Origin of the sequence: Bradyrhizobium sp. Rc3b (assembly GCF_900114915.1) — a bacterium.
Classification (GTDB): Bacteria; Pseudomonadota; Alphaproteobacteria; order Rhizobiales; family Xanthobacteraceae; genus Bradyrhizobium.
The window spans coordinates 624,080-646,378 of sequence record NZ_FOUS01000001.1 but is presented as its reverse complement, the minus strand read 5'-3'; the positions used below and the strand labels follow the sequence as shown (position 1 = coordinate 646,378).

The 22,299-nt window shown below is 65.1% G+C and carries 20 protein-coding genes; 10 read left to right on the top strand and 10 right to left on the bottom strand.

Annotated elements, in window-relative coordinates; translation table 11 throughout:
* Positions 1–136: 136 nt before the first annotated feature.
* The 3 genes from BM190_RS02985 (at position 137) to BM190_RS02975 (ending at position 5,297) form a co-directional block, all read left to right on the top strand.
* Complete coding sequence (locus tag BM190_RS02985) at positions 137–1,204, top strand: acyltransferase family protein (protein WP_092251757.1); 1,068 nt, start codon at positions 137–139, stop codon at positions 1,202–1,204.
* 195 nt (positions 1,205–1,399) lie between these two features.
* A complete protein-coding gene (polA, locus tag BM190_RS02980; protein WP_092251755.1) occupies positions 1,400–4,480 on the top strand; it encodes a DNA polymerase I in 3,081 nt (1,026 codons plus the stop codon).
* A 181-nt stretch (positions 4,481–4,661) separates the two neighbouring features.
* Positions 4,662–5,297: a LysE family translocator gene (locus BM190_RS02975; protein WP_092251753.1), complete on the top strand. Its 636-nt coding sequence runs from the start codon at positions 4,662–4,664 to the stop codon at positions 5,295–5,297.
* 180 nt (positions 5,298–5,477) lie between these two features.
* Here the strand turns inward: BM190_RS02975 and BM190_RS02970 are convergent, their stop codons facing one another.
* Positions 5,478–6,104 (bottom strand): glutathione S-transferase family protein, encoded by a 627-nt coding sequence (locus BM190_RS02970; RefSeq protein ID WP_092251751.1) that lies wholly within the window; start codon positions 6,102–6,104, stop codon positions 5,478–5,480.
* Between the two features lie 171 nt (positions 6,105–6,275).
* Between BM190_RS02970 and pyrE the strand changes: the two genes are divergently transcribed.
* Positions 6,276–6,839: an orotate phosphoribosyltransferase gene (gene pyrE / locus BM190_RS02965; protein ID WP_018320808.1), complete on the top strand. Its 564-nt coding sequence runs from the start codon at positions 6,276–6,278 to the stop codon at positions 6,837–6,839.
* 250 nt (positions 6,840–7,089) lie between these two features.
* Positions 7,090–7,863: a DUF2865 domain-containing protein gene (locus BM190_RS02960; RefSeq protein WP_177236868.1), complete on the top strand. Its 774-nt coding sequence runs from the start codon at positions 7,090–7,092 to the stop codon at positions 7,861–7,863.
* A gap of 163 nt (positions 7,864–8,026) precedes the next feature.
* Here BM190_RS02960 and BM190_RS02955 read toward each other — a convergent pair whose 3' ends face one another.
* The 7 genes from BM190_RS02955 to BM190_RS02925 all read right to left on the bottom strand — a co-directional run bounded on the left by BM190_RS02955 (position 8,027) and on the right by BM190_RS02925 (position 15,787).
* A complete protein-coding gene (locus BM190_RS02955; RefSeq protein WP_092251749.1) occupies positions 8,027–8,458 on the bottom strand; it encodes a hypothetical protein in 432 nt (143 codons plus the stop codon).
* 301 nt (positions 8,459–8,759) lie between these two features.
* Positions 8,760–9,431 (bottom strand): ligase-associated DNA damage response endonuclease PdeM, encoded by a 672-nt coding sequence (gene pdeM, locus BM190_RS02950; protein WP_049815010.1) that lies wholly within the window; start codon positions 9,429–9,431, stop codon positions 8,760–8,762.
* A 42-nt stretch (positions 9,432–9,473) separates the two neighbouring features.
* A complete protein-coding gene (locus BM190_RS02945; RefSeq protein ID WP_092251747.1) occupies positions 9,474–12,059 on the bottom strand; it encodes a ligase-associated DNA damage response DEXH box helicase in 2,586 nt (861 codons plus the stop codon).
* 78 nt (positions 12,060–12,137) lie between these two features.
* Positions 12,138–12,503 carry a nuclear transport factor 2 family protein gene (locus BM190_RS02940; RefSeq protein WP_092251985.1) on the bottom strand — a complete coding sequence of 122 codons (366 nt, stop codon included), beginning with the start codon at positions 12,501–12,503 and terminating at the stop codon, positions 12,138–12,140.
* Between the two features lie 216 nt (positions 12,504–12,719).
* Positions 12,720–13,070 (bottom strand): RidA family protein, encoded by a 351-nt coding sequence (locus BM190_RS02935; protein ID WP_018320814.1) that lies wholly within the window; start codon positions 13,068–13,070, stop codon positions 12,720–12,722.
* A gap of 134 nt (positions 13,071–13,204) precedes the next feature.
* A complete protein-coding gene (locus BM190_RS02930; protein WP_092251745.1) occupies positions 13,205–14,125 on the bottom strand; it encodes a CE1 family esterase in 921 nt (306 codons plus the stop codon).
* A 3-nt stretch (positions 14,126–14,128) separates the two neighbouring features.
* Positions 14,129–15,787: an FAD-binding dehydrogenase gene (locus tag BM190_RS02925; RefSeq protein WP_092251743.1), complete on the bottom strand. Its 1,659-nt coding sequence runs from the start codon at positions 15,785–15,787 to the stop codon at positions 14,129–14,131.
* A 279-nt stretch (positions 15,788–16,066) separates the two neighbouring features.
* On the opposite strand from BM190_RS02925, the gene BM190_RS02920 reads away from it, so the two are divergent.
* The 5 genes from BM190_RS02920 to BM190_RS02895 all read left to right on the top strand — a co-directional run bounded on the left by BM190_RS02920 (position 16,067) and on the right by BM190_RS02895 (position 20,633).
* The gene (locus BM190_RS02920) at positions 16,067–16,537 is read left to right on the top strand and encodes a hypothetical protein (RefSeq protein ID WP_177236867.1); all 471 of its coding nucleotides are present in this window, start codon (positions 16,067–16,069) and stop codon (positions 16,535–16,537) included.
* Between the two features lie 274 nt (positions 16,538–16,811).
* A complete protein-coding gene (locus BM190_RS02915; RefSeq protein ID WP_026202427.1) occupies positions 16,812–17,006 on the top strand; it encodes a hypothetical protein in 195 nt (64 codons plus the stop codon).
* 24 nt (positions 17,007–17,030) lie between these two features.
* On the top strand, positions 17,031–17,621 hold the full coding sequence (locus BM190_RS02910) for an SCO family protein (RefSeq protein WP_018320819.1): 591 nt from the start codon (positions 17,031–17,033) through the stop codon (positions 17,619–17,621).
* 249 nt (positions 17,622–17,870) lie between these two features.
* Positions 17,871–18,806: an ABC transporter substrate-binding protein gene (locus BM190_RS02900; protein WP_092251981.1), complete on the top strand. Its 936-nt coding sequence runs from the start codon at positions 17,871–17,873 to the stop codon at positions 18,804–18,806.
* A gap of 183 nt (positions 18,807–18,989) precedes the next feature.
* Positions 18,990–20,633 (top strand): lysine--tRNA ligase, encoded by a 1,644-nt coding sequence (locus BM190_RS02895; protein ID WP_092251739.1) that lies wholly within the window; start codon positions 18,990–18,992, stop codon positions 20,631–20,633.
* Positions 20,634–20,744: 111 nt separating this feature from the next.
* Here the strand turns inward: BM190_RS02895 and BM190_RS02890 are convergent, their stop codons facing one another.
* Together BM190_RS02890 and BM190_RS02885 are read right to left on the bottom strand one after the other, a co-directional pair.
* Complete coding sequence (locus BM190_RS02890) at positions 20,745–21,497, bottom strand: carbonic anhydrase (RefSeq protein WP_092251737.1); 753 nt, start codon at positions 21,495–21,497, stop codon at positions 20,745–20,747.
* A gap of 106 nt (positions 21,498–21,603) precedes the next feature.
* The gene (locus BM190_RS02885; protein ID WP_177236866.1) at positions 21,604–22,215 is read right to left on the bottom strand and encodes a TetR/AcrR family transcriptional regulator; all 612 of its coding nucleotides are present in this window, start codon (positions 22,213–22,215) and stop codon (positions 21,604–21,606) included.
* Between the last annotated feature and the right edge of the window lie 84 nt (positions 22,216–22,299).

Here is a 22,299-nt window from a genome sequence, read left to right as displayed (position 1 = left end):
CCCGAGGGGAGGGAACAGTCCGCAGGCAAAAAAGCGGCATGGGAATTGAACCGGTAAAGAAGTCGGAAACCGTGCAGGCCCCACACTGCCCCGCCCCCGAACAGGACGGGCGGAACGCGCCTCGAAAAGAGACACCATGGCACCATCTGGCACAATCGCAGGGAGCGGAGGCAGCCAAGCCCCTTCTGCCGCGCGTGTCGACTGGATCGACTACGCTAAAGGCATTTGCATCATCATGGTCGTGATGATGCATTCGGTGCTGGGGGTCGAGCTCGCCGCCGGCGAGACCGGTTTCATGCATGTCGCCGTGGCCTTCGCAAAGCCGTTCCGGATGCCGGATTTCTTCCTGATCTCGGGCCTGTTCCTGCCGCTGGTGATCGATCGGGACTGGCGAACCTATCTCGACCGCAAGGTGGTGCATTTCGCCTATTTCTATGTCGTCTGGGTGACGATCCAGTTCGGCTTCAAGGCGCCGGCTTTCGCGGCGGAGTCCAGCTGGCATCACGTTGGCCTCCTGTATCTTGAATCCTTCATCGAGCCGTTCGGCACGCTGTGGTTCATTTATCTGCTGCCGGTCTTCTTCATCGTCACAAAACTGACACGCAAATTCCCGCCGCTCGCGATCTGGCTGGTCGCCGCCGCCCTGGAGACGGCCCGGATCTCGACCGGCTGGACCGCGATCGACGAGTTCTGCTCACGCTTCGTCTATTTCTATTCGGGCTATCTGTTCGCACCTTACGTGTTCGCGCTGTCCGATCGCGCGCGGAAACATCCCGCCCTTGCGCTCGCAGCGCTCGCGACCTGGGTGCTGGTCAATGCCGGCCTGGTCGGGTCGGGGGCCAGCGAATGGAAGATCGTCTCGCTCGTGCTCGGCTTTGCCGGTGCCTGCGCCATCATCACGATGGGCACGCTGCTCGCGCGCGCGCAATGGCTAAACTTTTTCCGCTTCTGCGGCGAGCATTCGATCGTGATCTATCTCGCTTTCTTCCTGCCGATGGCGGCGACGCGGACGCTGCTGCTGCGCACCGGCATCATTCCCGATATCGGCACGGTGTCGCTAATCGTCACCATTGTCGGCGTGGTCGGAGCGCTCGCGATCTGGCGGGGCGCCTTGCTGTTCAATGCCCGCTTCCTGTTCGAACGGCCGGACGCCTTCTGGATCGCGCCAAAGAAGGCTGGCGTGCGATTGCAGGCGGCGGAGTAGTCACGCTCTCGCAGTCGTCGCCCGGCTTGACCGGGCGACCCAGTATTCCAGAAGCAGTCGTTGTCGACCGATAGGCCGCGGCGTACTGGATTCCCCGCTTCCGCGGGGAATGACAGCGGGGGATAGTGGCACCAGCAAGCCAAAAATCCCCCTCCCAAGGCTGTCAAAGCCCGCAAAAATTCATACATTGCGGCCATGCCCAAAACATCCCCGAAGACGACCGCCAAAGCTGACACCAAGGCTGCCGCGCCCAAGGCCGGCGCCGACACCAAGCCCGCCGCGCCAGCTGCTGCCAAACCGGTTGCAGCAAAGGCGGCCGGCAAGGGCGACCACGTCTTCCTGGTCGACGGTTCCGGCTACATCTTCCGCGCCTATCACGCGCTGCCGCCGCTGAACCGCAAGTCCGACGGCCTGCAGGTCAACGCCGTACTCGGTTTCTGCAACATGCTGTGGAAGCTGCTGCGCGACATGCCGGAAGACAACCGGCCGACGCACCTCGCGATCATCTTCGACAAGTCGGAGGTCACGTTCCGCAACAAGATCTACCCCGAGTACAAGGCCCACCGGGCGCCGGCGCCTGACGATCTCATCCCGCAATTTGCGCTGATCCGCGAGGCGGTCCGCGCCTTCGACCTGCCCTGCCTGGAACAAGTGGGCTTCGAGGCCGACGACCTGATCGCAACCTATGTGCGACAGGCCTGCGAGCGCGGCGCCAGCGCGACCATCGTGTCCTCCGACAAGGATTTGATGCAGCTCGTCACCGATTGCGTCACCATGTACGACACCATGAAGGATCGCCGCATCGGCATCCCCGAGGTGATCGAGAAATTCGGCGTGCCGCCGAACAAGGTCGTCGAGGTGCAGGCTTTGGCCGGCGATTCCACCGACAACGTGCCCGGCGTGCCCGGCATCGGCATCAAGACGGCGGCGCAGCTGATCACCGAATATGGCGACCTCGATCAACTGTTGTTCCGCGCCGGCGAGATCAAGCAGCCCAAGCGGCGCGAGGCGCTGCTCGAGAATGCCGAGAAAGCGCGGATCTCGCGGCAGCTCGTGCTACTCGACGACAAGGTCGACCTCGAGGTGCCGCTGGACGACCTCGTGGTCCACGAGCCCGACGCACGCAAGCTGGTCGCCTTCCTGAAAGCCATGGAATTCACGACGCTGACGCGGCGCGTCGCCGAATATTCGCAAATCGATCCCGCCAATGTCGATGCCGACCCTGGCTATGCCAGCGGCGCCAGCGTGTTCACGACGCTGCCGCCCTCGGATGTCGTGCCTGCGCCGGGCGGCGATACGTCGGCGCAAGCCCGGGCGAAAGAGCCCAACAAGTCAGCGGGCAAGGAGGACAAGGCTGCGAGCGCGAAGGGCGCCCCGATCTCGCTGGCCGCCGCGCGCGAAGAGGCGCTGCGCAAGCTTCCGGTCGATCGCGCCAAATATCAAACGATCAAGTCGCTCAAGGAGCTCAACGCCTTCATCGCGCGCATCCACGATACCGGTCATGTCGCGGTCGAAATCCGCGGAAACTCGATCGATCCGATGCAGGCCGATTTCTGCGGCATCGCGCTGGCGCTGGCGCCGAACGAGGCCTGCTATCTGCCGCTGGCGCACAAGCAGTCCGGCGGCGGCGCCGGCCTGTTCGACGCCGGCCTTGCGCCGGATCAGATCAAGCACACGGATGCGATCGAAGCGCTGCGGCCGGTGCTGGAATCGGCGGGCATTATCAAGATCGGCTTCGACCTCAAATTCACCGCCGTCATGCTGGCGCAGCACGGCATCACCTTGCGCAACACCGACGATGCGCAGCTGATCTCCTACGTGCTCGATGCCGGCCGCGGCTCGCATGCGATCGAATCGCTGTCCGAGCGCTGGTTCGGACACGCCATGCTGAAGGAGAGCGAGCTGCTCGGCAGCGGCAAGGGCAAGATCACCTTCGACCAGGTGCCGATCGACAAGGCCGCGGCGCTGTCGGCCGAAAGCGCCGACGTCGCCTTGCGCGTCTGGCGCGTGCTGAAGCCGCGCCTCGTCGCCGAGCACATGACCGCGGTCTACGAGACGCTGGAGCGGCCGCTGGTCGCGGTGCTTGCGCGCATGGAGCGGCGCGGCATCTCGATCGACCGCCAGGTGCTGTCGCGCCTGTCCGGCGACTTTGCCCAGACCGCAGCGCGCGTCGAGGCCGAGATCCAGGAGATCGCGGGCGAGCCGGTCAATGTCGGCAGCCCGAAGCAGATCGGCGACATCCTGTTCGGCAAGATGGGACTGTCAGGCGGCACCAAGACCAAGACCGGGGCCTGGTCGACCACCGCGCAGGTGCTCGACGAGCTCGCCGAGCAGGGCCACGACTTCCCGAAGAAGATCCTGGAGTGGCGCCAGGTCTCGAAGCTGAAATCGACCTACACCGACGCGCTGCCGACCTACGTCAATCCGCAGACCCATCGCGTGCACACGACTTACGCGCTGGCTGCGACGACGACGGGCCGGTTGTCGTCGAACGAGCCGAATTTGCAGAACATTCCGGTGCGCACCGAGGATGGCAGAAAAATCCGCCGCGCCTTCATTGCGACACCGGGACACAAGCTGGTGTCCGCCGATTATTCGCAGATCGAGCTGCGGCTGCTGGCGGAGATCGCTGACATTCCCGTGCTGAAGCAGGCGTTCCGCGACGGTCTCGACATTCACGCCATGACGGCGTCGGAAATGTTCGGCGCGCCGATCAAGGGCATGCCGAGCGAGATCCGCCGCCGCGCCAAGGCGATCAATTTCGGTATCATCTACGGCATCTCGGCCTTTGGCCTCGCCAACCAGCTCGGCATCGCCCGCGAGGAGGCCTCGGCCTACATCAAGAAATATTTCGAGCGCTTCCCCGGCATCCGCGCCTATATGGACGAGACGCGCGATTTCTGCCGGCAGAATGGCTACGTCACCACGCTGTTCGGCCGCAAATGCCACTATCCCGACATCAAGGCCTCAACCGCCTCGGTGCGCGCCTTCAACGAGCGCGCCGCGATCAACGCGCGGCTGCAGGGCACCGCGGCCGACATCATCCGCCGCGCCATGACGCGGGTGGAGGATGCCCTCGCCGAGAAGAAGCTGTCGGCGCAAATGCTGCTGCAGGTGCATGACGAATTGATCTTCGAGGTCCCCGACGCCGAGGTCGAGGCGACGCTGCCGGTCGTGCAGCACGTGATGCAGGACGCGCCGTTCCCGGCGGTGCTGCTGTCGGTGCCGCTGCATGTCGATGCGCGCGCCGCGAATAATTGGGACGAGGCGCATTAGTTCTTCTTTTACTTCTCCCCGCTTGCGCTCGCTGACGCCACACAGTCGGTGTCGTCCCCGCGTTCGCGGGGACGACGTTGGAGTGACATGCGAGAACCTGAATTGTCCTCCGAGCAATTGCGCGATGGCCCCACCTCGCCTCGCATATTAGAACCGTCGCATCTCCCGCACCGGTTCACCCATGCCCCACACCTCTGCCCTGCTCGGCTTCGCCCTCGTCTGCCTTGGCCTCGTGCTCACGCCGGGGCCGAACATGATCTACCTGATCTCGCGCTCGATCACGCAGGGGCCGGCGGCGGGCATCGTCTCGCTCGGCGGCGTCGCGCTCGGCTTCGTGTTCTACATGCTGTGCGCGGCGTTCGGCATCACGGCGCTGCTGCTCGCCATTCCCTTCGCCTATGACGCGCTGCGCTTTGCCGGCGCGGGCTATCTGTTCTGGCTTGCCTGGCAGGCGGTGAAGCCGGGCGGACGTTCGCCATTCCAGGTGAAGCAGCTCGCGGTCGACAGCCCGCGCAAGTTGTTCGCGATGGGTTTTGTCACCAACCTGCTCAACCCGAAGATCGCGATGCTGTATCTCGCGCTGCTGCCGCAGTTCATCGATCCCACCGCCGGCAGCGTGCTGACGCAGTCGGTCGTGCTCGGCGCAATCCAGATTGCGATCAGCGTCAGCGTCAACGCGATGATCGCGCTCGCGGCGGGATCGATCGCGCTATTCCTGGCGAACCGGCCAAGCTGGATGCTGGTGCAGCGCTGGCTGATGGGCACGGTGCTGGCCGGCCTCGCGGTGCGGATGGCGGTCGAAGCGAAGAAAGTGTGATGTTCTTTCTTCACCCTCCCCTGGAGGGGGAGGGTCGGCTCACGTGGAGCGGAGCGAAACGTGAGACGGGGTGGGGTGACGGTCTCTTCCCATCCAACGGTGCCCGAGCGGAGAGACCACCCCACCCCGCTCGCGCTGCGCGCGATCGACCCTCCCCCTCCAGGGGAGGGGAAGCGAAGATCAATCCAGCTTCGCGTCCATGCCCCGCTTCACCGCCGGGCGGGCCATCAGGGTCTCGTACCAGCGCTTGACGTTGGGGAAGTCGGTCAGCTCAACCTTGTGGCGAGGGTGGCGCCAGGTCCAGCCCAGGATGGCAAAATCGGCAATCGAGAGCTCGCCGGCGACGAAGTCGCGGCCGTCCAGCTGGCGGTCGAGCACGCCGTAGAGCCGGCGCGTCTCCGCCATGTAGCGCTTCAGGCCGTAGGCACGGTCCTGCTCGTTCTCGAGTGCGATGAAATGGTGCACCTGGCCCGGCATCGGGCCGAAGCCGCCCATCTGCCACATCAGCCATTCATAGACCGGGATGCGGGCGCCCAGCGATTTCGGCAGGAATTTGCCGGTCTTTTCACCGAGATAGAGCAGGATCGCGCCTGATTCGAAGATGCTGACGGGCTTGCCGTCCGGGCCTTCAGGATCGACGATCGCCGGGATCTTGTTGTTCGGGGAGAGCTTGAGGAACCCCGGTGCCATCTGCTCGCCCTTGGTGATGTTCACCGGGATCACCTTGTAGGGCAGCCCCATCTCCTCCAGCGCGACTGAGATCTTGCGGCCGTTCGGCGTGTTCCAGGTGTGCAGCTCAATGGTCATTCCCATGTCCTTCCCCAACAGATTGGCATTCCACCTACTCCAGAAGGTCGCGCCCCCACAACCGGCGGTCCGGGATGGCCGATCCCTGTTGACTAGGGACGCCCCCTCTGGAATGTCGCGGCCGTCGCGGATAAATTCCGCCTCCTCCAAAAACGCTCCCGAGGGACCGCCGTGTCGAAATCAGCCTCCCGCGCCCGCCTGTTCGAAATCATCCGCCGGCGCTCATTCGGTCGCGGCGAGGTGACGCTCGCGTCGGGCCGCAAGAGCGATTTCTACTTCAACCTCAAGCCGACCATGCTCGACCCCGAGGGGGCGACCTTGCTCGCCGAGCTGACCTATGAGGCACTGAAGGACGACAATCTCGATTTCATCGGTGGCCTCGAGATGGGCGCGGTGCCGCTCGCCGGCGCGCTGGCGCAGATCTCCTGGATCAAGGGCCATCCGATCGCGGCGTTCTTCGTGCGCAAGAAGCCGAAGGAGCATGGCGCGAAACTCGCGATCGAGGGCCTGCCCAAGGGCGAGACGCTCGCCGGCAAACGTGTCGTGATCGTCGAGGACGTCACCACGACAGGCGGCTCGGCGATGAAGGCGGTGGAATCGGTGCGCGAGACCGGCGCCGAGGTGGTGCTGGTGCTGACCATGGTCGACCGCGAGGAAGGCGCCACCGACACGTTCGGTGCGGCCGGCCTGCCGTTCCGCTCGCTGTACAAGGCCTCGGAATTCTTGAAGGCCTGACGCGGCGAAACATCCCTTGCCGTCATGCCTCAGTGTGCCCCGGAAGCAACCATCCGTCCAAAGCTGCGCCCGGCCCTAAAGAGGCCACCGCCTCGTCTTGAAACCGCCTCCGCTCAACTGCTCATTTACCATCGCGCCTTATGGTGAATCATGTGCTGAGACCCCTTGAGGTCCCAGCCGGTTCGGAAGCGTCGGGTGGAGTAAGCGTTTGCGTACAGTCCTGTCCCATGCGCGCCGGCGGCGTCGCGCGATGCTTGTGGCCGCCACCCTTGGAGCACTTGCGGCTCCGGCCCCGGTTTCGGCCGAGGGCCTGTTCGATTTCTTCTTCGGCGGCATGCAGCAGCAGCGGCCGCAGCGCGAGGTGCCGCAGCAGGCGAGCCCCTACGCCGATCCCTTCACCGGGCAACAGAATGCCGCAACTCCGCAATATGTGCCGCCGACCCGCGCGGCGGCGGCCGGCGGCTCCGGTCCGGCCTTCTGCGTACGCAGCTGCGACGGCAAATATTTTCCGCTGATGCGCGGCCTCGCCTCGCCGGCCCAGATGTGTCAGGCGTTCTGTCCTGCCAGCGCGACCAAGGTCTATTTCGGCTCCTCGATCGACGGTGCCGCCTCGCAAACCGGCGAGCGCTACGCCGACAGCGAGAACGCGTTCGCCTATCGCAAGGCGCTGCGCGCCGACTGCACCTGCAACGGCCGCGAGCCGGTCGGCCTTGCCCCGGTCGATCTCGCGCTGGACTCCTCCCTGAAGGCCGGCGACGTGATCGCCACCACCGACGGCCTCGTCGCCTATACCGGCATCCGCGTCGGCAACGACCAGGCTGCGGACTTCACCCCGGTCGCCTCCTATCCCGGCCTCACCGCGCAAGTCCGCGCCCGCCTCGGCGAGATGAAGGTGGCCCCGGTGCGGGCAGAGACGGTGTCGGCAGATGCGCCGACTGCGGAGATCGTGCGGGAGACACTGCCCGATGTGACGGTGCCGAAGACGGCGGCGCAGAAGCCGGCGAAGCGGGCGGGGCTGGATTAAAGTCGCTTTCGTGTCCCGGACGCGCTGCAACGCTCAATGACGTTGCTGCGCAGAGCCGGGACCCAGAATGCCGCGAGCATGGGCCCGGCTCTGCAGCGCACCGCTGAACCGGACGATGCTTCGCATCGCCGGGAGAGCGCTGCGCTGCGTCCGGGGCACGAGACTATCGTCCGATGATCACCCCGATCACGTTCGGCGCCGCCAGATATTTCTCCTCGATCGCCGCGCGCGCGGCGGCGCGGTTTTCCGGCGTCAAGAGGCCGCGCTTCTCGGCCAGGATCATCCAGCAGAAGCCCCACCAATCCGTCAGCATGCCCTGATCGCCGACGAGGTCGTAGCCCTGCTCGGCCGCGAAGATGCGCGCCTGCGCTTCATCCAGCGTGTCCAGAAACAGATGATCCTCGGCCGAGAACAGATCGTCGCTGACGTCGTCGATGGTGTAGCCCCAGATCGACTGGCACACCGCGTTGAACTCGCGGTCGAACTGGTCGTCGTCGACCCTCTGGCGTCGTGCCGCCTGATGCAGGCGCGACAGCGAGCGCGCGAAATCGGCGATCCGGGTGAGGGCAAATTGATCGAAGGCGATGGTGGACATGTAGTCCTCGCAAAGTCTGACAGACGCTAGATATTGTGTCGGCGACGCGCCGAATCACAATGATATATCAAAGACTTGCTAAAGTGTTCTTAATTCGTTCTATGGCGGAGCGGGAGACAGCCCCGAAGCCGGCTACGGGCTGCCAGAATCGAAAGGGGCCGCTTCGCAGCGGCCCCTCGCCGGTTACAATTCTTGTTCGGGATGAGAAATTCCAGCCCCGGCAAGCGTAACGTTAGAACCGGCAACGGGCTTGGGCGATTCCGGAAAACTACTGAACGTAGTGCTGTCCCAATTTTTGGCGTCAGAAGCAGCGTGAGGCCGCGATGGCGTGGACGCGGCGGTCGCCCAGCAAATGGGCGACAAAACCATTGGCCGGAAAGATCTTTGCGAAGGCAACGTCGCGGATGCTGAGGCCGCCGGCATAGGCGCCGAACGCCGGCATCACCGCACGCATCCCATCGGAGGCGAAGCAGCGGCGCTCCAACGAGCGGCCGCGCGCGGAGACGCGCGCCTTGGGATGGAGATGGCCGGCGATCTCGCCGCACGCACCGGTCGGCTCGTGACGGAAGGTGATCGGGCCGATCGCGACCTCGTCCGCGACGGTGCCGCCGAGATCGCGCGGCAGCATGGGATCGTGATTGCCGGAAATCCAGATCCAGTCGCGGCCGGTCTGGAGCGCGGCGACGGCATCGCGATCGTCGGCCGACAACCGCTCATGCGCCGTGCGGTCGTGAAAGCTGTCGCCGAGTGCGATGACGGTGCGCGGATCATGGCGGGAGATGACAGCAGCGAGACGGCTCAGGGTCGCGAGCGTATCGTAAGGCGGCAGCAGCACGCCGCGGGTGGCGAAGCTGGAGCCTTTTTCCAGATGCAGGTCGGAGACCACGAGCAGACGCTGCTCGTCCCAGAACAGCGCGCCGGAGAGATCGGCGGCGAAGGTTACATCGCTGATGGTGACTGTGGACACGCGCATGTCGTCGACATCTCCTGAAACCTGCGCGCCAATCGTCACGTCTTACCCGCTTCTATCCATCGCCTCTTTGACGAGCTCATCGGCGGCTTCGGCCAAGAGCTCGTCTGCAGCTTCGCCATAAACTGACTCGCGGCCGATTTCCAGCATCACGGGCACGGCGAGCGGAGAGACGCGGTCGAGTTCCCGGTGGGTGATGCGACCGTGGATGCGCATCAGCATGTCGCTGAGGCGGCGCAGATCGAGCAGGCCGGTGGCGGCATCGGCGCGGGCGGCGCGCAGCAGCACGTGATCGGCCTGGTGTTTTCGCAAGACATCGTAGACCAGATCGGTCGAGAACAGCACCTGGCGGCGGCTCTTCTCCTCGCCGGTATGCCGGCGCGCGATCAGCCCGGAGATGATCGCGCAGTTGCGGAACGTGCGCTTCATCAGGGCGGACTCGGCAAGCCAGGCCTCGAGATCGTCGCCGAGCATATCAGGATCGAACAGCGCGTTGAGATCGATCCGGCCATCACGGATCATGAAGGAGAGATCACCGAGCGCCCAGATCGCGACCGCATATTCGTTGGCGACGAAGCCGAGCGGCCGGGCGCGGGCGCGCTCCAGCCGGCGCGTCAGCAGCATGCCGAGGGTCTGATGCGCGAGACGGCCCTCGAACGGATAGCAAACGATGTAGTGCTTGTTGGCGCGCGGAAAACTCTCGACCAGCAGCTCGCGCACCGCCGGCACGCGCGAGACGTCCTTTTGCAGCGACAGCCAGTCGCGCACCTGCTCCGGCAAGCCGCCCCAGGCGCGGCCGTCATCGAGCAGCCGGCGCACGCGCTCGGCGAGATAGGTCGAGAGCGGAAACTTGCCGCCCATATAGGACGGCACTTTCGGGTCCTTGTCGTTGGCGCGGGAGACATAGACCTGGTCCTCGACCAGCGTTTCATAGCGCACCACCTCGCCTGAGAACACGAAGGTGTCGCCGGGGCTCAAGCCCTCGATGAAGGCCTCCTCGATCTCGCCGAGCAACCGCCCCCCGCGCGCGATGACGCCGGTCGAGCCCGCTCCGCCGCCGCGCGAGCGCACCAGGCGCACCTTCAGCATGTCATCCTCGACGATGGTGCCGACATTCATCCGGTAGCTCTGCCGCACCTTGGGATTGGCGACGCGCCAGCGCCCCTCCTTGTCCTGCTTGATGCGGGCAAAGCGTTCATAGGTCTTCAGCGCGTAGCCGCCGGAGGCGACGAAATCGACGACGTCGTCGAAATCCGGCCGCGACAAGTCGGCGTATGGCGCTGCGGTGCGCACTTCGGCATAGAGTTCATCGGAGAGGAACGGCTCGCCGCAGGCACAGCCGAGCACGTGCTGGGCCAGCACGTCGAGCGCACCGGTGCGCAGGGGCGGCGTGTCCTGCGCGTTCTCGGCAATGGCATCGATAGCGACGCGGCACTCCAGCACTTCGAAACGATTGGCCGGCACCAGCACCGCGCGCGAAGCTTCGTCGAGACGGTGATTGGCGCGGCCGATCCGCTGCATCAGGCGCGAGGAGCCCTTTGGCGCGCCGATATTGACGACGAGATCGACATCCCCCCAGTCGACGCCGAGGTCGAGCGAGGAGGTGCAGACCACGCCGCGCAGGCGCCCCGCCGACATCGCGTCCTCGACCTTGCGGCGCTGGGCGACGTCGAGCGAGCCGTGATGCAGCGCAATCGCGAGGCCGTCGTCGTTCATGCTCCAGAGATTCTGGAACAGCATCTCGGCCTGGCTGCGGGTGTTGACGAAGACCAGCGTGGTCTTGTTCGCCTTGATCAGCTCGTAGATCTCAGGGAGCGCGTGGCGCGCGCTGTGGCCGGCCCAGGGCAGGCGCTCGCGCGTATCCAGCATCTCGACCAGCGGTGGCGCCGCGCCGCCGGCGATAACGATGTCGGCTGCTCGCTCCTCGCCGTCGGGCTGCGGCACCAGGAAGCGCGCGAGCTGATCCGGCTCGGCGACCGTCGCCGACAGGCCGATCGCGCGCATCTGCGGGGCCAGCCGCCACAGCCGCGCCAGCCCGAGCGAGAGCAGATCGCCGCGCTTGGACGTCACCAGCGCATGCAGCTCGTCGAGCACAATGCGCTTCAGCGAGGAGAACAGGAACGGCGCGTCATCCGAGGACAGCAGCAAGGCAAGCTGCTCGGGCGTCGTCAGCAACACATCAGGCGGATAGCGCCGCTGCCGCTGCCGCCGCGACACCGGCGTGTCGCCGGTGCGGGTCTCGACCTTGATCGGCAGCGCCATCTCCGCGATCGGCCGCTCCAGATTGCGCGCGATGTCGACGGCAAGCGCCTTCAGCGGTGAGATATAGAGCGTATGCAGGCCGCCGGTGCGCTGCACGCTGCGGCCGGTGGAGACGAGGCTCTGTTTCTCACCCGCCTTCCGTTCGGCCGCCTCGGTCGAAAGCTCCACCAGCGTCGGCAGGAATCCCGCCAGCGTCTTGCCGGCGCCGGTCGGTGCGATCAGCAGCGCGCTAGCGTCCTCGCGCGCCTTCTCCAGCAGCGCCAATTGATGCGCGCGCGGCGACCAGCCGCGGGCTGCGAACCATTGCTGGAAGCGGCTCGGCAGCAGCGTGGCCGGCTCGGCCGATGTTTGGAGGATACGGGGCGGCACGGCATGACAGGTAAGCCGTGAAGATCGCTTCGTCGAGGGGTGCCGCCCTCCCCGCCTGCGCGAGGAGGGCCAGCGGTCTCACGCCCCGGCCGGCACCTGATCCAGAAATCCGGTCACGCTTCTGATGCGGCCGTCCTTCAGCACGACGAAATCCGTGCCCTTGATCGGGCTGTCGGTGCCATCGGGACCAAGTCCCCATGAAAAGCGGATGTGATCGCCGTAGCCGTTGGGCTCGCCGATCAGCTTGAACCTGAAATCGGGAAAGCGCTGCTGCACGCCTGCGATCAGCGCCTCGATGCCGTCGCGGCCGTCGCCCTTCATCAGGGGATCGACATAGCTCGCATCGCTCGTCCAGTTTTCGCTGAGCAGCTCGCGGCGCCGGCCGGCGGCGCGCTCGTTCCAGAGCTCGATGTAGCGGCGGGCGATGGTGATGGGGTCGGTCATGGTGCTCTCCTTCAATGACGCCGTGGTTGGCTGTCCCTGACTATCGAAGGATCGCGCGCGCCGATCGATTACCTCGTAGGTCATGCGCATGATCCGGAAAAGTGTAGAGCGGTTTTCCGGCCAAATCATGCGCAAAAAGAACTGAGTCGCGCGAAAAAAATGGAGCGCGATGATGTTGTCATCGCGCTCCATTCGCATGCGAATTGATCGTGAAGATTACTTCGCGGCCGTGACCATGATCTCGACGGTGTATTGCGGCGCCGCCAGCTTGGCTTCGACGGTGGCGCGGGCGGGGGTATTGCCGGCCGAGACCCAGGCGTCCCACACTGCGTTCATCTCGCCGAACGTCTTCATGTCGGTGATGTAGATCGTGGCCGAGAGCAGCTTCGACTTGTCGGTGCCGGCCTTGGCGAGATGGCCGTCGATGGTCGCCAGGATGTCCTGGGTCTGCTTCGTCACGCTTTCGCCGGCGGCCTTGTTGGCGACGACGCCGGCGAGATAGACGGTGTTGCCATGCACGACGACCTGGCTCATGCGCGGGCCGGTTTCGAAACGCTGAATGCTCATTTACGGATCTCCTCACTGGAATGGCGGCCCTGTCTAGCCCAGCACCTCGCGCCGTGCCACCCCGGGCACGCATGCGTTGCCTGCGGCGCATGCGTTGCCGGGCACGCATGCCGTCAACGCCGAGCATGTGCGCCTCATGGAAACTGACTGAAAAAAGCCCAGATCGTCTCGGCGCCATCGATGTCGCCGTTCTGCGGCCCGAGCAGGCCGGCTGCGACCCTCGGGAAGCGGGCATCCGGAGAAAATCCAGGCATGCGGTGGCCGCCATGGTTGATGCGATAGAGCACGACGTCGTGTCCCCTCGGGCAGCGCGATGAGATCCGGGTCACTGTCGATTGGTCTGCAGGCGCCTTGTCGGGCAAGTCGGTCACGCTGGCATCGTCGGTCTCACAACCATTGAGCTTGCGCCAGAACGCCAGCGTCTCCTCGGTCGACCAGAACCCGTCCGCGGCAAAATAGCTCGATCCGCGACCGCCCTCATACGGGACCAGCTGGTCGGCCGTTCCGTTCATGAGCAGCATCGGCAGAGGCCTTGACGGATGGCAGGTGACGGCGGCCTCGTCGGTGAGATTCATGATCACGCTCGCGCCGGCCGCAAACAGATCGGCGCGGGCGCAGACCATGGTCATCGCCATGGCGCCGCCATTGGAGACGCCCGCGACGAAGACGCGCTTTGCATCGGCCGTGCCGTCGGCCACCAGCTTCTCGACGAGCTTTGCGAGGAAGGCGACGTCGTCGGTGCCCGCGGGCGGTCCGCGCAGCGCAGGCCCCGCCTTGGTTCGCGCGTCCGCCCAGGCATTGTTGAGCCCGTCCGGAAAAATCACGGCCAGGCCCTCGCGCTTTGCGACCTGCGGCCAGGCCGTCCGTGTGACCATGTCGGCGCCGCGCTGGGTCTTGCCGTGCAGCACGATCACGAGCGGTGCCGGCTTCTTCGCGGGAAGCTGCGCGGTGTAGGACCGCTTCACGCCGTTGACGTCGACCGTCTCGGCGGATGCGACTGACGCGGCGGCCAATGCCGCGACCAGCGCGCCGATGCGCAGCATCCACCGCCGCATGACCTACCCCACCGCTTTCGCCGCGGCCCGGCCGGCATTGCGGCCCGAGAACAGGCAGCCGCCGAGGAAGGTGCCTTCCAGCGAGCGATAACCATGCACGCCGCCGCCGCCGAAGCCGGCGGCCTCGCCGACCGCATAGAGGCCGGGAATGACGGCGCCCTCGCCGCCGAACACACGCGAGTCGAGATCGGTCTCGAAGCCGCCCAGCGTCTTGCGGGTGAGGATGTTGAGCTTGACCGCGATCAGCGGCCCTTGCGCGGGATCCAGGATCCTGTGCGGGGAGGCGGTGCGGATCAGCCTGTCGCCGATATAGCGGCGCGCATTGTGGATGTTCATCACCTGCGCGTCCTTGACGTAAGCGTTGGCGATCTCGCGGTCGCGCGCCTCGATCTGCATCCTGATGTGCTCGAGCTTGAGAAGGTCGCTGCCGGCAAGCTTGTTCATCTCCGCAACAAGGTCCTCGATCTTGTCGCGCACGATGAAGTCGACACCATGGCTTTTGAATGCTTCGACCGGCGCGGGGGCGCCCTTGTTGGTAGCGCGGCGCAAGGTCATGCGCCAGCTCTTGCCGGTGATGTCGGGATTCTGCTCCGAGCCCGACAGCGCAAACTCCTTCTTGATGATGCTCTGGGTCAGGATGAACCAGGAATAATCATAGCCGGTCGACATGATGTATTTGAGCTGGCCGAGCGTGTCGGAGCCCGGGAACAGCGGCGCCGGCAGCCGCGTGCCTGTGGCGTCGAACCACATTGAGGACGGGCCAGGCAGGATGCGGATGCCGTGGCGCGGCCAGATGGGATTCCAGTTCTGGATACCCTCGACATAATGCCACATGCGGTCGCGATTGATCAGCCGCGCGCCTGATTTCTCGGTGATACCGATCATGCGGCCGTCGACATGTTCGGGCACGCCGGAGATCATGAACTTCGGGGGATCACCGAGCCGCTTCGGCCAGTTCTGCCGCACCAGCTCGTGATTGCCGCCGATGCCGCCGGACGCCACGATCACGGCCTGCGCCTTCAGCGCAAACTCGCCGACGACGTTGCGCGAGGAGCTCTTGCCGCGCTCGATCGTGTCGGGGGCGAGGACAGCGCCGCTGACGCCATCCACCGTGCCGTTGGTGATCGAGAGCGCATCGACGCGGTGGCGGAACCTGAAGCTCAGCCGGCCGCTTTTCATCGCCTCGCGCGCACGGCGCTCGAACGGCTCTACGAGCCCGGGCCCGGTGCCCCAGGTGACGTGAAAGCGCGGCACCGAATTGCCGTGGCCCATCGCGTCATAGCCGCCGCGTTCGGCCCAGCCGACCACCGGGAAGATGCGATGGCCCATCGCCCGCAGCCAGGCGCGCTTCTCGCCGGCCGCGAATGCCACATAGGCCTCGGCCCATTGCCGCGGCCAGAAGTCCTCGTCGCGGTCGAAGCCGGCGGCCCCGATCCAGTCCTGCATGGCCAGGTCGAAGGAATCCTTGATGCCGAGCCGGCGCTGCTCCGGCGAATCGACCAGGAACAATCCGCCGAACGACCAGAACGCCTGGCCGCCGATCGACTGCTCGCCTTCCTGGTCGACCACGATCACGCGCTTGCCCGCATCCGCGATCTCGGTTGCGGCAACCAGTCCCGATAGGCCCGCGCCGACAACGATGACGTCAGTCTCTTCAGCCATGTGTTTCCCCCTCCATGATTCCCCCGCCACAGGTTCCTCCCTGTAGTCGCCCGGATTGAAGCCAGCGGTTGTAACTGAGATCAAGGGTGTGGCGCATAAGACATCATTAACTTGTTCCACTTTGGGATAGAGACCCATCGGGTGCAGCGCGGACGCAACACTGGATTTGAATTTGTTTTGAGCGAGCCGGCCTGCCTAGACAAAACCGCGGTTACGACAGACGCTAGTCGCGCATCACCACCGAACACGCAGATTCGAATTCGACTGGGGCGGGGGACAATGAAGTTTCTGACGGGGTTGCTTGCGGCGATTCTCCTGATCGCTTGCATGGGGGCTTCTCACGCGGTGGTTCGGATCGCGGATGACCGCGGTGGCCGGATCGGAACCTATGTCGACAAATACCAGGACCTGCGGCAGTCAGGTGACACCGTCATCATCGACGGCCTCTGCGCCTCGGCCTGCACCATTGTCCTCGGCGCCATCCCGCACGACCGCATCTGCGTGACCTCGCACGCGACGCTCGGCTTCCACGCCGCGTGGGATTTCGGCACCAACGGCCGCGCCGTCACCAACGCCGAAGCCACCCAGATGCTCTACGCGATGTATCCGTCGCAGGTGAAACGCTGGATCAGTCAGCGCGGCGGCCTCACCCCGCACATGCTGTTCCTGAAGGGCAAGCAGCTCCAGGCCATGTACAAGCCCTGCTACCTGGACGCGCAAGCCTCGGCCAACAAGCCGTCGTCGCGGTAGGCGCACATTCGTCCCTTCCAGCGCTGCTCTTTCGTCATGGCCGGGCTTGTCCCGGCCATCGACGTTTTTGGGCTCGGTGAAAAGCGCATGGATGCCCGGCCCTTCGCCGCGCCGAAGCGGCTTCGGACGCGCAGGCGGGACAAGCCCGGGCATGACGAGAATGGGACGTACTTCCGCACCCCGTGATCCCCCTCCCGGCCGCCGCGCTTGCCGGGCCACGCCCCAGCGCCTATTTGAAAGGCAGGGAACCCCGACCTTCGCCCCGATCGTTGTCATGGCTCAACCGCTGCACCCCTCGCATCCGCTACAGGACAATTCGCCCACTGCCGGCCGCACGCCGTTCGTGCTGCTGTTGGCGGGCGCGGGGCTCGGCGGATTGCTCGTGCTCGGCGCGCTGGCGCTGTGGTTCCACTACGGCACGCAGATGTTCTTCGAAATGATCAGGACCGGTTTCGCCGCCTGCTTCTGATCCGCCACAGGAAGTTTTTCGCTCATGAGTTCCGCCGCCCGTCCGCTGGTGATTGCGACCGCCTTCGCCGCAAGCCTCGTTGTCGGCCTCCTGATCATGTTCTGGGCCATGGGCGGGGTCAGCAAGGTGGCGCAGCCGGCCGCGATCGGCGGCCCGTTCCAGCTGACCGACCAGAACGGCAAGGCCGTCACCGACAAGAGCCTGAAGGGCAAGCCGACCCTGATCTTCTTCGGCTACACCCATTGCCCAGATGTCTGCCCGACCTCGCTGTTCGAGATCTCGGAAGTGCTGCGCGCGATGGGCAAGGATGCCGACAAGGTCAATGCCGTCTTCATCTCGGTCGATCCCGAGCGCGATACCCCGGCGACCATGAAGGAATATCTGTCGAGCTTTGATCCGCACCTCGAGGGCCTGTCCGGCGATCCCGCCGAGACCGCCAAGGTCATCACCTCCTACCGGGTCTACGCCAAGAAGGTCCCGACCAAGGACGGCGACTACACCATGGACCACACCGCGCTGATCTATCTGATGGACCGCGACGGCCGGTTCGTCTCGCCGTTCAATTTGAAGCGGACGCCGGACGAGGCGGCGGCGGATTTGAAGAAGTATCTCTGAGAAGAGCGCAGGATCGAGCGGCATTCTCGGTGCAACCTCTCCCGCTTGCGGGGGAGGTCGGCGCGCACAGCGCGCCGGGTGGGGCTCTCTCCACATTGGGGCTCGCCCGCGGAGATACCCCCACCCCGGCCCTCCCCCGCAAGCGGGAGAGGGAGCGCACCTCGACTTGGCTGCATTCCATGCTCGCGTTCCCGTCGGGATGGTCTATAACGCCCTCCGATCCCAATGAAATTCGTTCATTTCCGGCCGATGGCTCCATCGCAACAGGCGAAATCGCCCAAATCTGCCCGTAGCTTGCTGGCGGGGCTGGCCGTCGGCGCCTGCCTGCTCATGGGCTTGCCCGACGCCCAGGCCCAGGCGCCCGCCAAGCGGCCCCCGGCGGCGCCTCAGGCCACGCCGCAGGTCGCGCCCCAGGCCGCCCCGCAGGCCGTGCCCGGGTTCTGGGACCCGCGGCGGCGACCGGAGCGGCCGGACCTGTCGCGCCTGACCGTGATCCGCTTCCTGACCGAGACCGACTATCCGCCGTTCAATTTCACCGGCGCCGACGGCAACCCGGCCGGCTTCAACGTCGATCTGGCCCGCGCGCTGTGCGAGGAGATCAAGGTCACCTGCACCGTGCAGATGCGCCGCTTCGAGACGCTGGTCGACGCGCTCTCCTCCAACCGCGGCGATGCCATCATCGCCTCGATGGCGGTCAGCCCGCAGCTGCGCGCCCGCGTCGACTTCACCGACCCCTATTACCGCGTGCCGGCGCGCTTCGCCTCGCGCAAGGACGCGGTGATGCCGGAGATCCGCCCGGAATATCTCGAGGGCAAGAAAGTCGGCGTCATCGCCGGCTCCGCGCACGAGGCCTATCTCAAGGCGATGTTCACCGACGCCGAGCTGCACCCGTATCCCAACGACGACGCAATGCGCGCCGCCCTTCGCAAGGGTGAGGTCGATTTCATCTTCGGCGACGCCATCTCGCTGGCGTTCTGGATCAACGGCACCGATTCCGGCGATTGCTGCGCCTTCTCCGGCGGCCCCTTCGTCGAGAGCCGTTTCTTCGGCGAAGGCATCGGCATCGCCGTGCGCAAGGGCAACGACGTGCTGCGCCAGGCCCTGAACTGGGCCCTGTTCCGCGTCTGGGAAAAAGGCCGCTACACCGATCTGTGGCTGCGGTATTTCTCGGTGAGCCCGTTTTAGCCCTGCGCTCGCGACGAGCAAACTGCCGTTGGGTGGGCAAAGGCGCGTCAGCGCCGTGTCCCACGTCTTTGAGGTGGTGGGCACGCTTCGCTTTGCCCACCCTACGATCCCCGCGATAGTTGCTCCGCAACTTTTGCATTCTGCCCGGAAATCGCTATTTTCCGCGGCCCGGAGGCCCCCTTGATGTCCGTTATCGATCCCAACATGAGCCCGAGCGATTTGCGCGCGCTCGCCGAACAATCCAACGCCTGGCCGTTCGAACAGGCGAAGGCCATCGTCGCGCGGCTGAAGAAAAGCCCGAAGAACGAGGTGCTGTTCGAGACCGGCTACGGACCATCCGGCCTGCCGCATATCGGCACGTTCGGCGAGGTCGCGCGCACTTCGATGGTGCGGCATGCCTTCCGCGTGCTGACCGAGGACAAGGTCAAGACGCGCCTCCTCGCATTCTCCGACGACATGGACGGGTTTCGCAAAGTGCCGGACAACGTCCCCAACAAGGAGATGCTGGCCGCGCATCTCGGCAAGCCGCTGACGCGGGTGCCGGATCCGTTCTCCAACGAGTACCCCTCGTTCGGTGCGCACAACAACGCGCGCCTGCGCGCGTTTCTGGATCATTTCGGCTTCGACTATGAGTTCGCGAGCTCGACCGACTATTATACGTCCGGCCGCTTCGACGCGACGCTGCTCAAGATGTTGGCTGCCTACGACAAGGTGATGGCGATCATTCTGCCGACGCTGGGACCCGATCGCCGCGCGACCTATTCGCCGTTCCTGCCGATCAGCAAGACCAATGGTGTCGTGCTGCAAGTGCCGATGATCCGCCGCGATGTCGCCGCCGGCACCGTGACCTATGTCGACCCCGACACGAACCAGGAAGTGGAGACGCCCGTCACCGGCGGCAACGTCAAGTGTCAGTGGAAGGCCGACTGGGCGATGCGCTGGGTCGCGCTCGGCGTCGACTACGAGATGGCCGGCAAGGATTTGATCGATTCGGTGAAGCTCTCGGGCGCGATCGCCAGGGCGCTCGGCGGCACGCCGCCCGAAGGTTTCAACTACGAGCTCTTCCTCGACGAGCAGGGCCAGAAGATCTCGAAGTCGAAGGGCAACGGCCTCACCATCGACGAGTGGCTGCGCTACGCCTCGCCGGAATCGCTGTCGCTGTTCATGTATCGCGAGCCCAAGGCGGCCAAGCGGCTGTATTTCGACGTCATCCCGCGCAACGTCGACGATTATCAGCAGTTCATCGACGGCTTCGCCAGGCAGGATGGCAAGCAGCAGCTCGGCAATCCGGTTTGGCACATCCACAACGGCAAGCCGCCGCAGGGCGACATGCCCGTCACCTTCCAGCTCCTGCTGACGCTGGTGTCGTCGTCGAACGCGGAGAATGCCGAGACGCTGTGGGGTTTCATCGGCCGTTATCGTCCGGGCGTCTCGCCGCAGACGCATCCCAAGCTCGATGCGATGGTCGGCTACGCCATCAATTACTACCGCGACTTCGTCGCGCCGACGAAGCAGTTCCGCGTGCCCTCGGACACCGAGCGCAGCGCGCTGCAGGACCTGCGCGATGCGCTGTCACAGCTTGCGCAGGACGCATCGGCCGAGGACATCCAGAACGTCGTCTACGAGATCGGCCGCCGCGAGCCGTTCCTCGATCAGGTCAAGAAGGGCAAGGACGGCCGTCCCGGCGTCACGCTGGACTGGTTCAACATGCTCTATCAGGTCCTGCTCGGCCAGGAGAAGGGCCCGCGCTTCGGCTCCTTCGTCGCGGTGTACGGGGTGCAGAACGCGGTCAACATGATCGACGGCGCGCTGGCGCGGAGCGCGTGAGGCAAGAGGTAGCCCGGATGGAGCGAAGCGCAATCCGGGGTTCTCGCAAATTGCACGCCTGGTCCCGGATCACGCTGCGCTCCATCCGGGCTACGGACCGTTTGCTTCAGCTCAAATCGATTTCAGCACGTAGCGCCGGTTGTCCTTCTGCACTGGGCGCGCGTTCATCGGATAGAGTTTTGCGAACGCGGCGACGTCAGCGGCGGACACCTGAATCGGCGTGGTCAACAGCAGCCATTCGACCACTTCCGAACAGGGCGGAGTCGTCAGCGAGCCGGGATAGCGGAAGTAGCTCAGCTTTTGCGGCAGCATGGCGTGCGGATCGATGCTCGCATCCGCCTTCACCGCCGGGCCTTCCGCCGCCGGCATGGTCTTGACGATCTTGCCGAACGCCGGGTTCGGCCTGCCCTCGGCCATCAGCACGCCGACCACGGCGAGGCCGCCGGCTTCGTTGCGATGGACGAAATGCGCCTCCATCGGAAAATTCTTGCCGCCGATCATGTGCTCGCTCGGCCGGTGGAAGTGCACCTGAAGCAGCTTGTACTTGACGTCGCCGAGCATCAACGTGCTGCCCTCGGCGAAGTTGAGCTGGATCGTGTGTCCGTTGTTGACGATCGTGTCGGCGCTCTTGCCCCAGTTCAGCTTCAGAACCGGCAATTGCGACTTGATCGTCCCCTCGATGTCGATCGGCGACTGCTGCAGGCCGACCGCGCAGGCCTTGTTGGCCGCATCGAGATCGCCCCATTTGGCCGGACCGCCGACGCCCTCATAGCTCCAATGCGCGCCTTCGGCTGCGAAGGCCGGCTTGCAGAGCGGACAAAGCGCAAGACCCGCGAGAGCCTTCAATGCGCGACGGCGATTCATCGTATTCCCCCAGAGATGAATTTGACTGGCAATATCGGCCGCAACCTATGCGAGAGCGGCGGTGAGTCGCAATGGCGATGCAAGAGTGACGCGAGCCGGAAGCGATTCAGACCTTCTGGCGAAAGGTCTCCAGCATGGCCGCGACGATCTTCTGCCCGTTTCTGCGCAGCTTCCTGGAATCCTCGGCGTGGGGCAGCAGCAGTCCGATCTTGCAGATCATGGCGTCGATCATCCGGCTGAGCAGATCGACATCGTCCACGTGCAACTCGCCATCGCGCTTCAGCGCCCGCAGCGTCGCGATCAGGAGCGCGGTCGGGTAGGTCTCCTCGATCTCGCGATAGCGCGGCTCGCCGAGCACGGCCTGCGCTTCCTGGATGACGATGCGCGCGTAGTCCGGCTCTTCGCAGGCGTCGAGATAGGCGTCGATGCCGGCGCTGAGTCGATCCCAGATCTTGCGCTCATTGCGCGCCGCGATCTCGATTCTGCCGGCCGCCTCGCGCTGCATGGCGACGACGACGGCGTCGAACAGCGCCTTCTTGTCCTCGAAGTGATGGTAGAACGCGCCGCGCGTGACCCGCGCCGCCCGCGAGATCGCCTCCATGCCGGCGGCCTGAAATCCGTGGGCTGCAAACGCTTCGCGGCCGGCATCGAGCAGCGCCTGCCTGGTGGCCTCGCTGTACTCTTCCCGACGACTTCTCGGAGGATCCTTCGCCCGCATCGCGCGCAACCTAACGCTTGACGCGTCGGTATCAAACCGCATATAATATACATGATGTATGTATTAGACGAACAGAATGTAAAA

Excerpts from the sequence above, each read along its gene's own strand:
- BM190_RS02985 (WP_092251757.1), top strand. The coding sequence starts at position 137 with ATGGCACCATCTGGCACAATCGCAGGGAGCGGAGGCAGCCAAGCCCCT.
- polA (WP_092251755.1), top strand. The coding sequence starts at position 1,400 with ATGCCCAAAACATCCCCGAAGACGACCGCCAAAGCTGACACCAAGGCT.
- BM190_RS02975 (WP_092251753.1), top strand. The coding sequence starts at position 4,662 with ATGCCCCACACCTCTGCCCTGCTCGGCTTCGCCCTCGTCTGCCTTGGC.
- BM190_RS02970 (WP_092251751.1), bottom strand. The coding sequence starts at position 6,104 with ATGACCATTGAGCTGCACACCTGGAACACGCCGAACGGCCGCAAGATC.
- BM190_RS02960 (WP_177236868.1), top strand. The coding sequence starts at position 7,090 with ATGCTTGTGGCCGCCACCCTTGGAGCACTTGCGGCTCCGGCCCCGGTT.
- BM190_RS02955 (WP_092251749.1), bottom strand. The coding sequence starts at position 8,458 with ATGTCCACCATCGCCTTCGATCAATTTGCCCTCACCCGGATCGCCGAT.
- pdeM (WP_049815010.1), bottom strand. The coding sequence starts at position 9,431 with ATGCGCGTGTCCACAGTCACCATCAGCGATGTAACCTTCGCCGCCGAT.
- BM190_RS02940 (WP_092251985.1), bottom strand. The coding sequence starts at position 12,503 with ATGACCGACCCCATCACCATCGCCCGCCGCTACATCGAGCTCTGGAAC.
- BM190_RS02935 (WP_018320814.1), bottom strand. The coding sequence starts at position 13,070 with ATGAGCATTCAGCGTTTCGAAACCGGCCCGCGCATGAGCCAGGTCGTC.
- BM190_RS02930 (WP_092251745.1), bottom strand. The coding sequence starts at position 14,125 with ATGCGGCGGTGGATGCTGCGCATCGGCGCGCTGGTCGCGGCATTGGCC.
- BM190_RS02925 (WP_092251743.1), bottom strand. The coding sequence starts at position 15,787 with ATGGCTGAAGAGACTGACGTCATCGTTGTCGGCGCGGGCCTATCGGGA.
- BM190_RS02920 (WP_177236867.1), top strand. The coding sequence starts at position 16,067 with ATGAAGTTTCTGACGGGGTTGCTTGCGGCGATTCTCCTGATCGCTTGC.
- BM190_RS02915 (WP_026202427.1), top strand. The coding sequence starts at position 16,812 with ATGGCTCAACCGCTGCACCCCTCGCATCCGCTACAGGACAATTCGCCC.
- BM190_RS02910 (WP_018320819.1), top strand. The coding sequence starts at position 17,031 with ATGAGTTCCGCCGCCCGTCCGCTGGTGATTGCGACCGCCTTCGCCGCA.
- BM190_RS02900 (WP_092251981.1), top strand. The coding sequence starts at position 17,871 with ATGGCTCCATCGCAACAGGCGAAATCGCCCAAATCTGCCCGTAGCTTG.
- BM190_RS02895 (WP_092251739.1), top strand. The coding sequence starts at position 18,990 with ATGTCCGTTATCGATCCCAACATGAGCCCGAGCGATTTGCGCGCGCTC.
- BM190_RS02890 (WP_092251737.1), bottom strand. The coding sequence starts at position 21,497 with ATGAATCGCCGTCGCGCATTGAAGGCTCTCGCGGGTCTTGCGCTTTGT.
- BM190_RS02885 (WP_177236866.1), bottom strand. The coding sequence starts at position 22,215 with ATGCGGGCGAAGGATCCTCCGAGAAGTCGTCGGGAAGAGTACAGCGAG.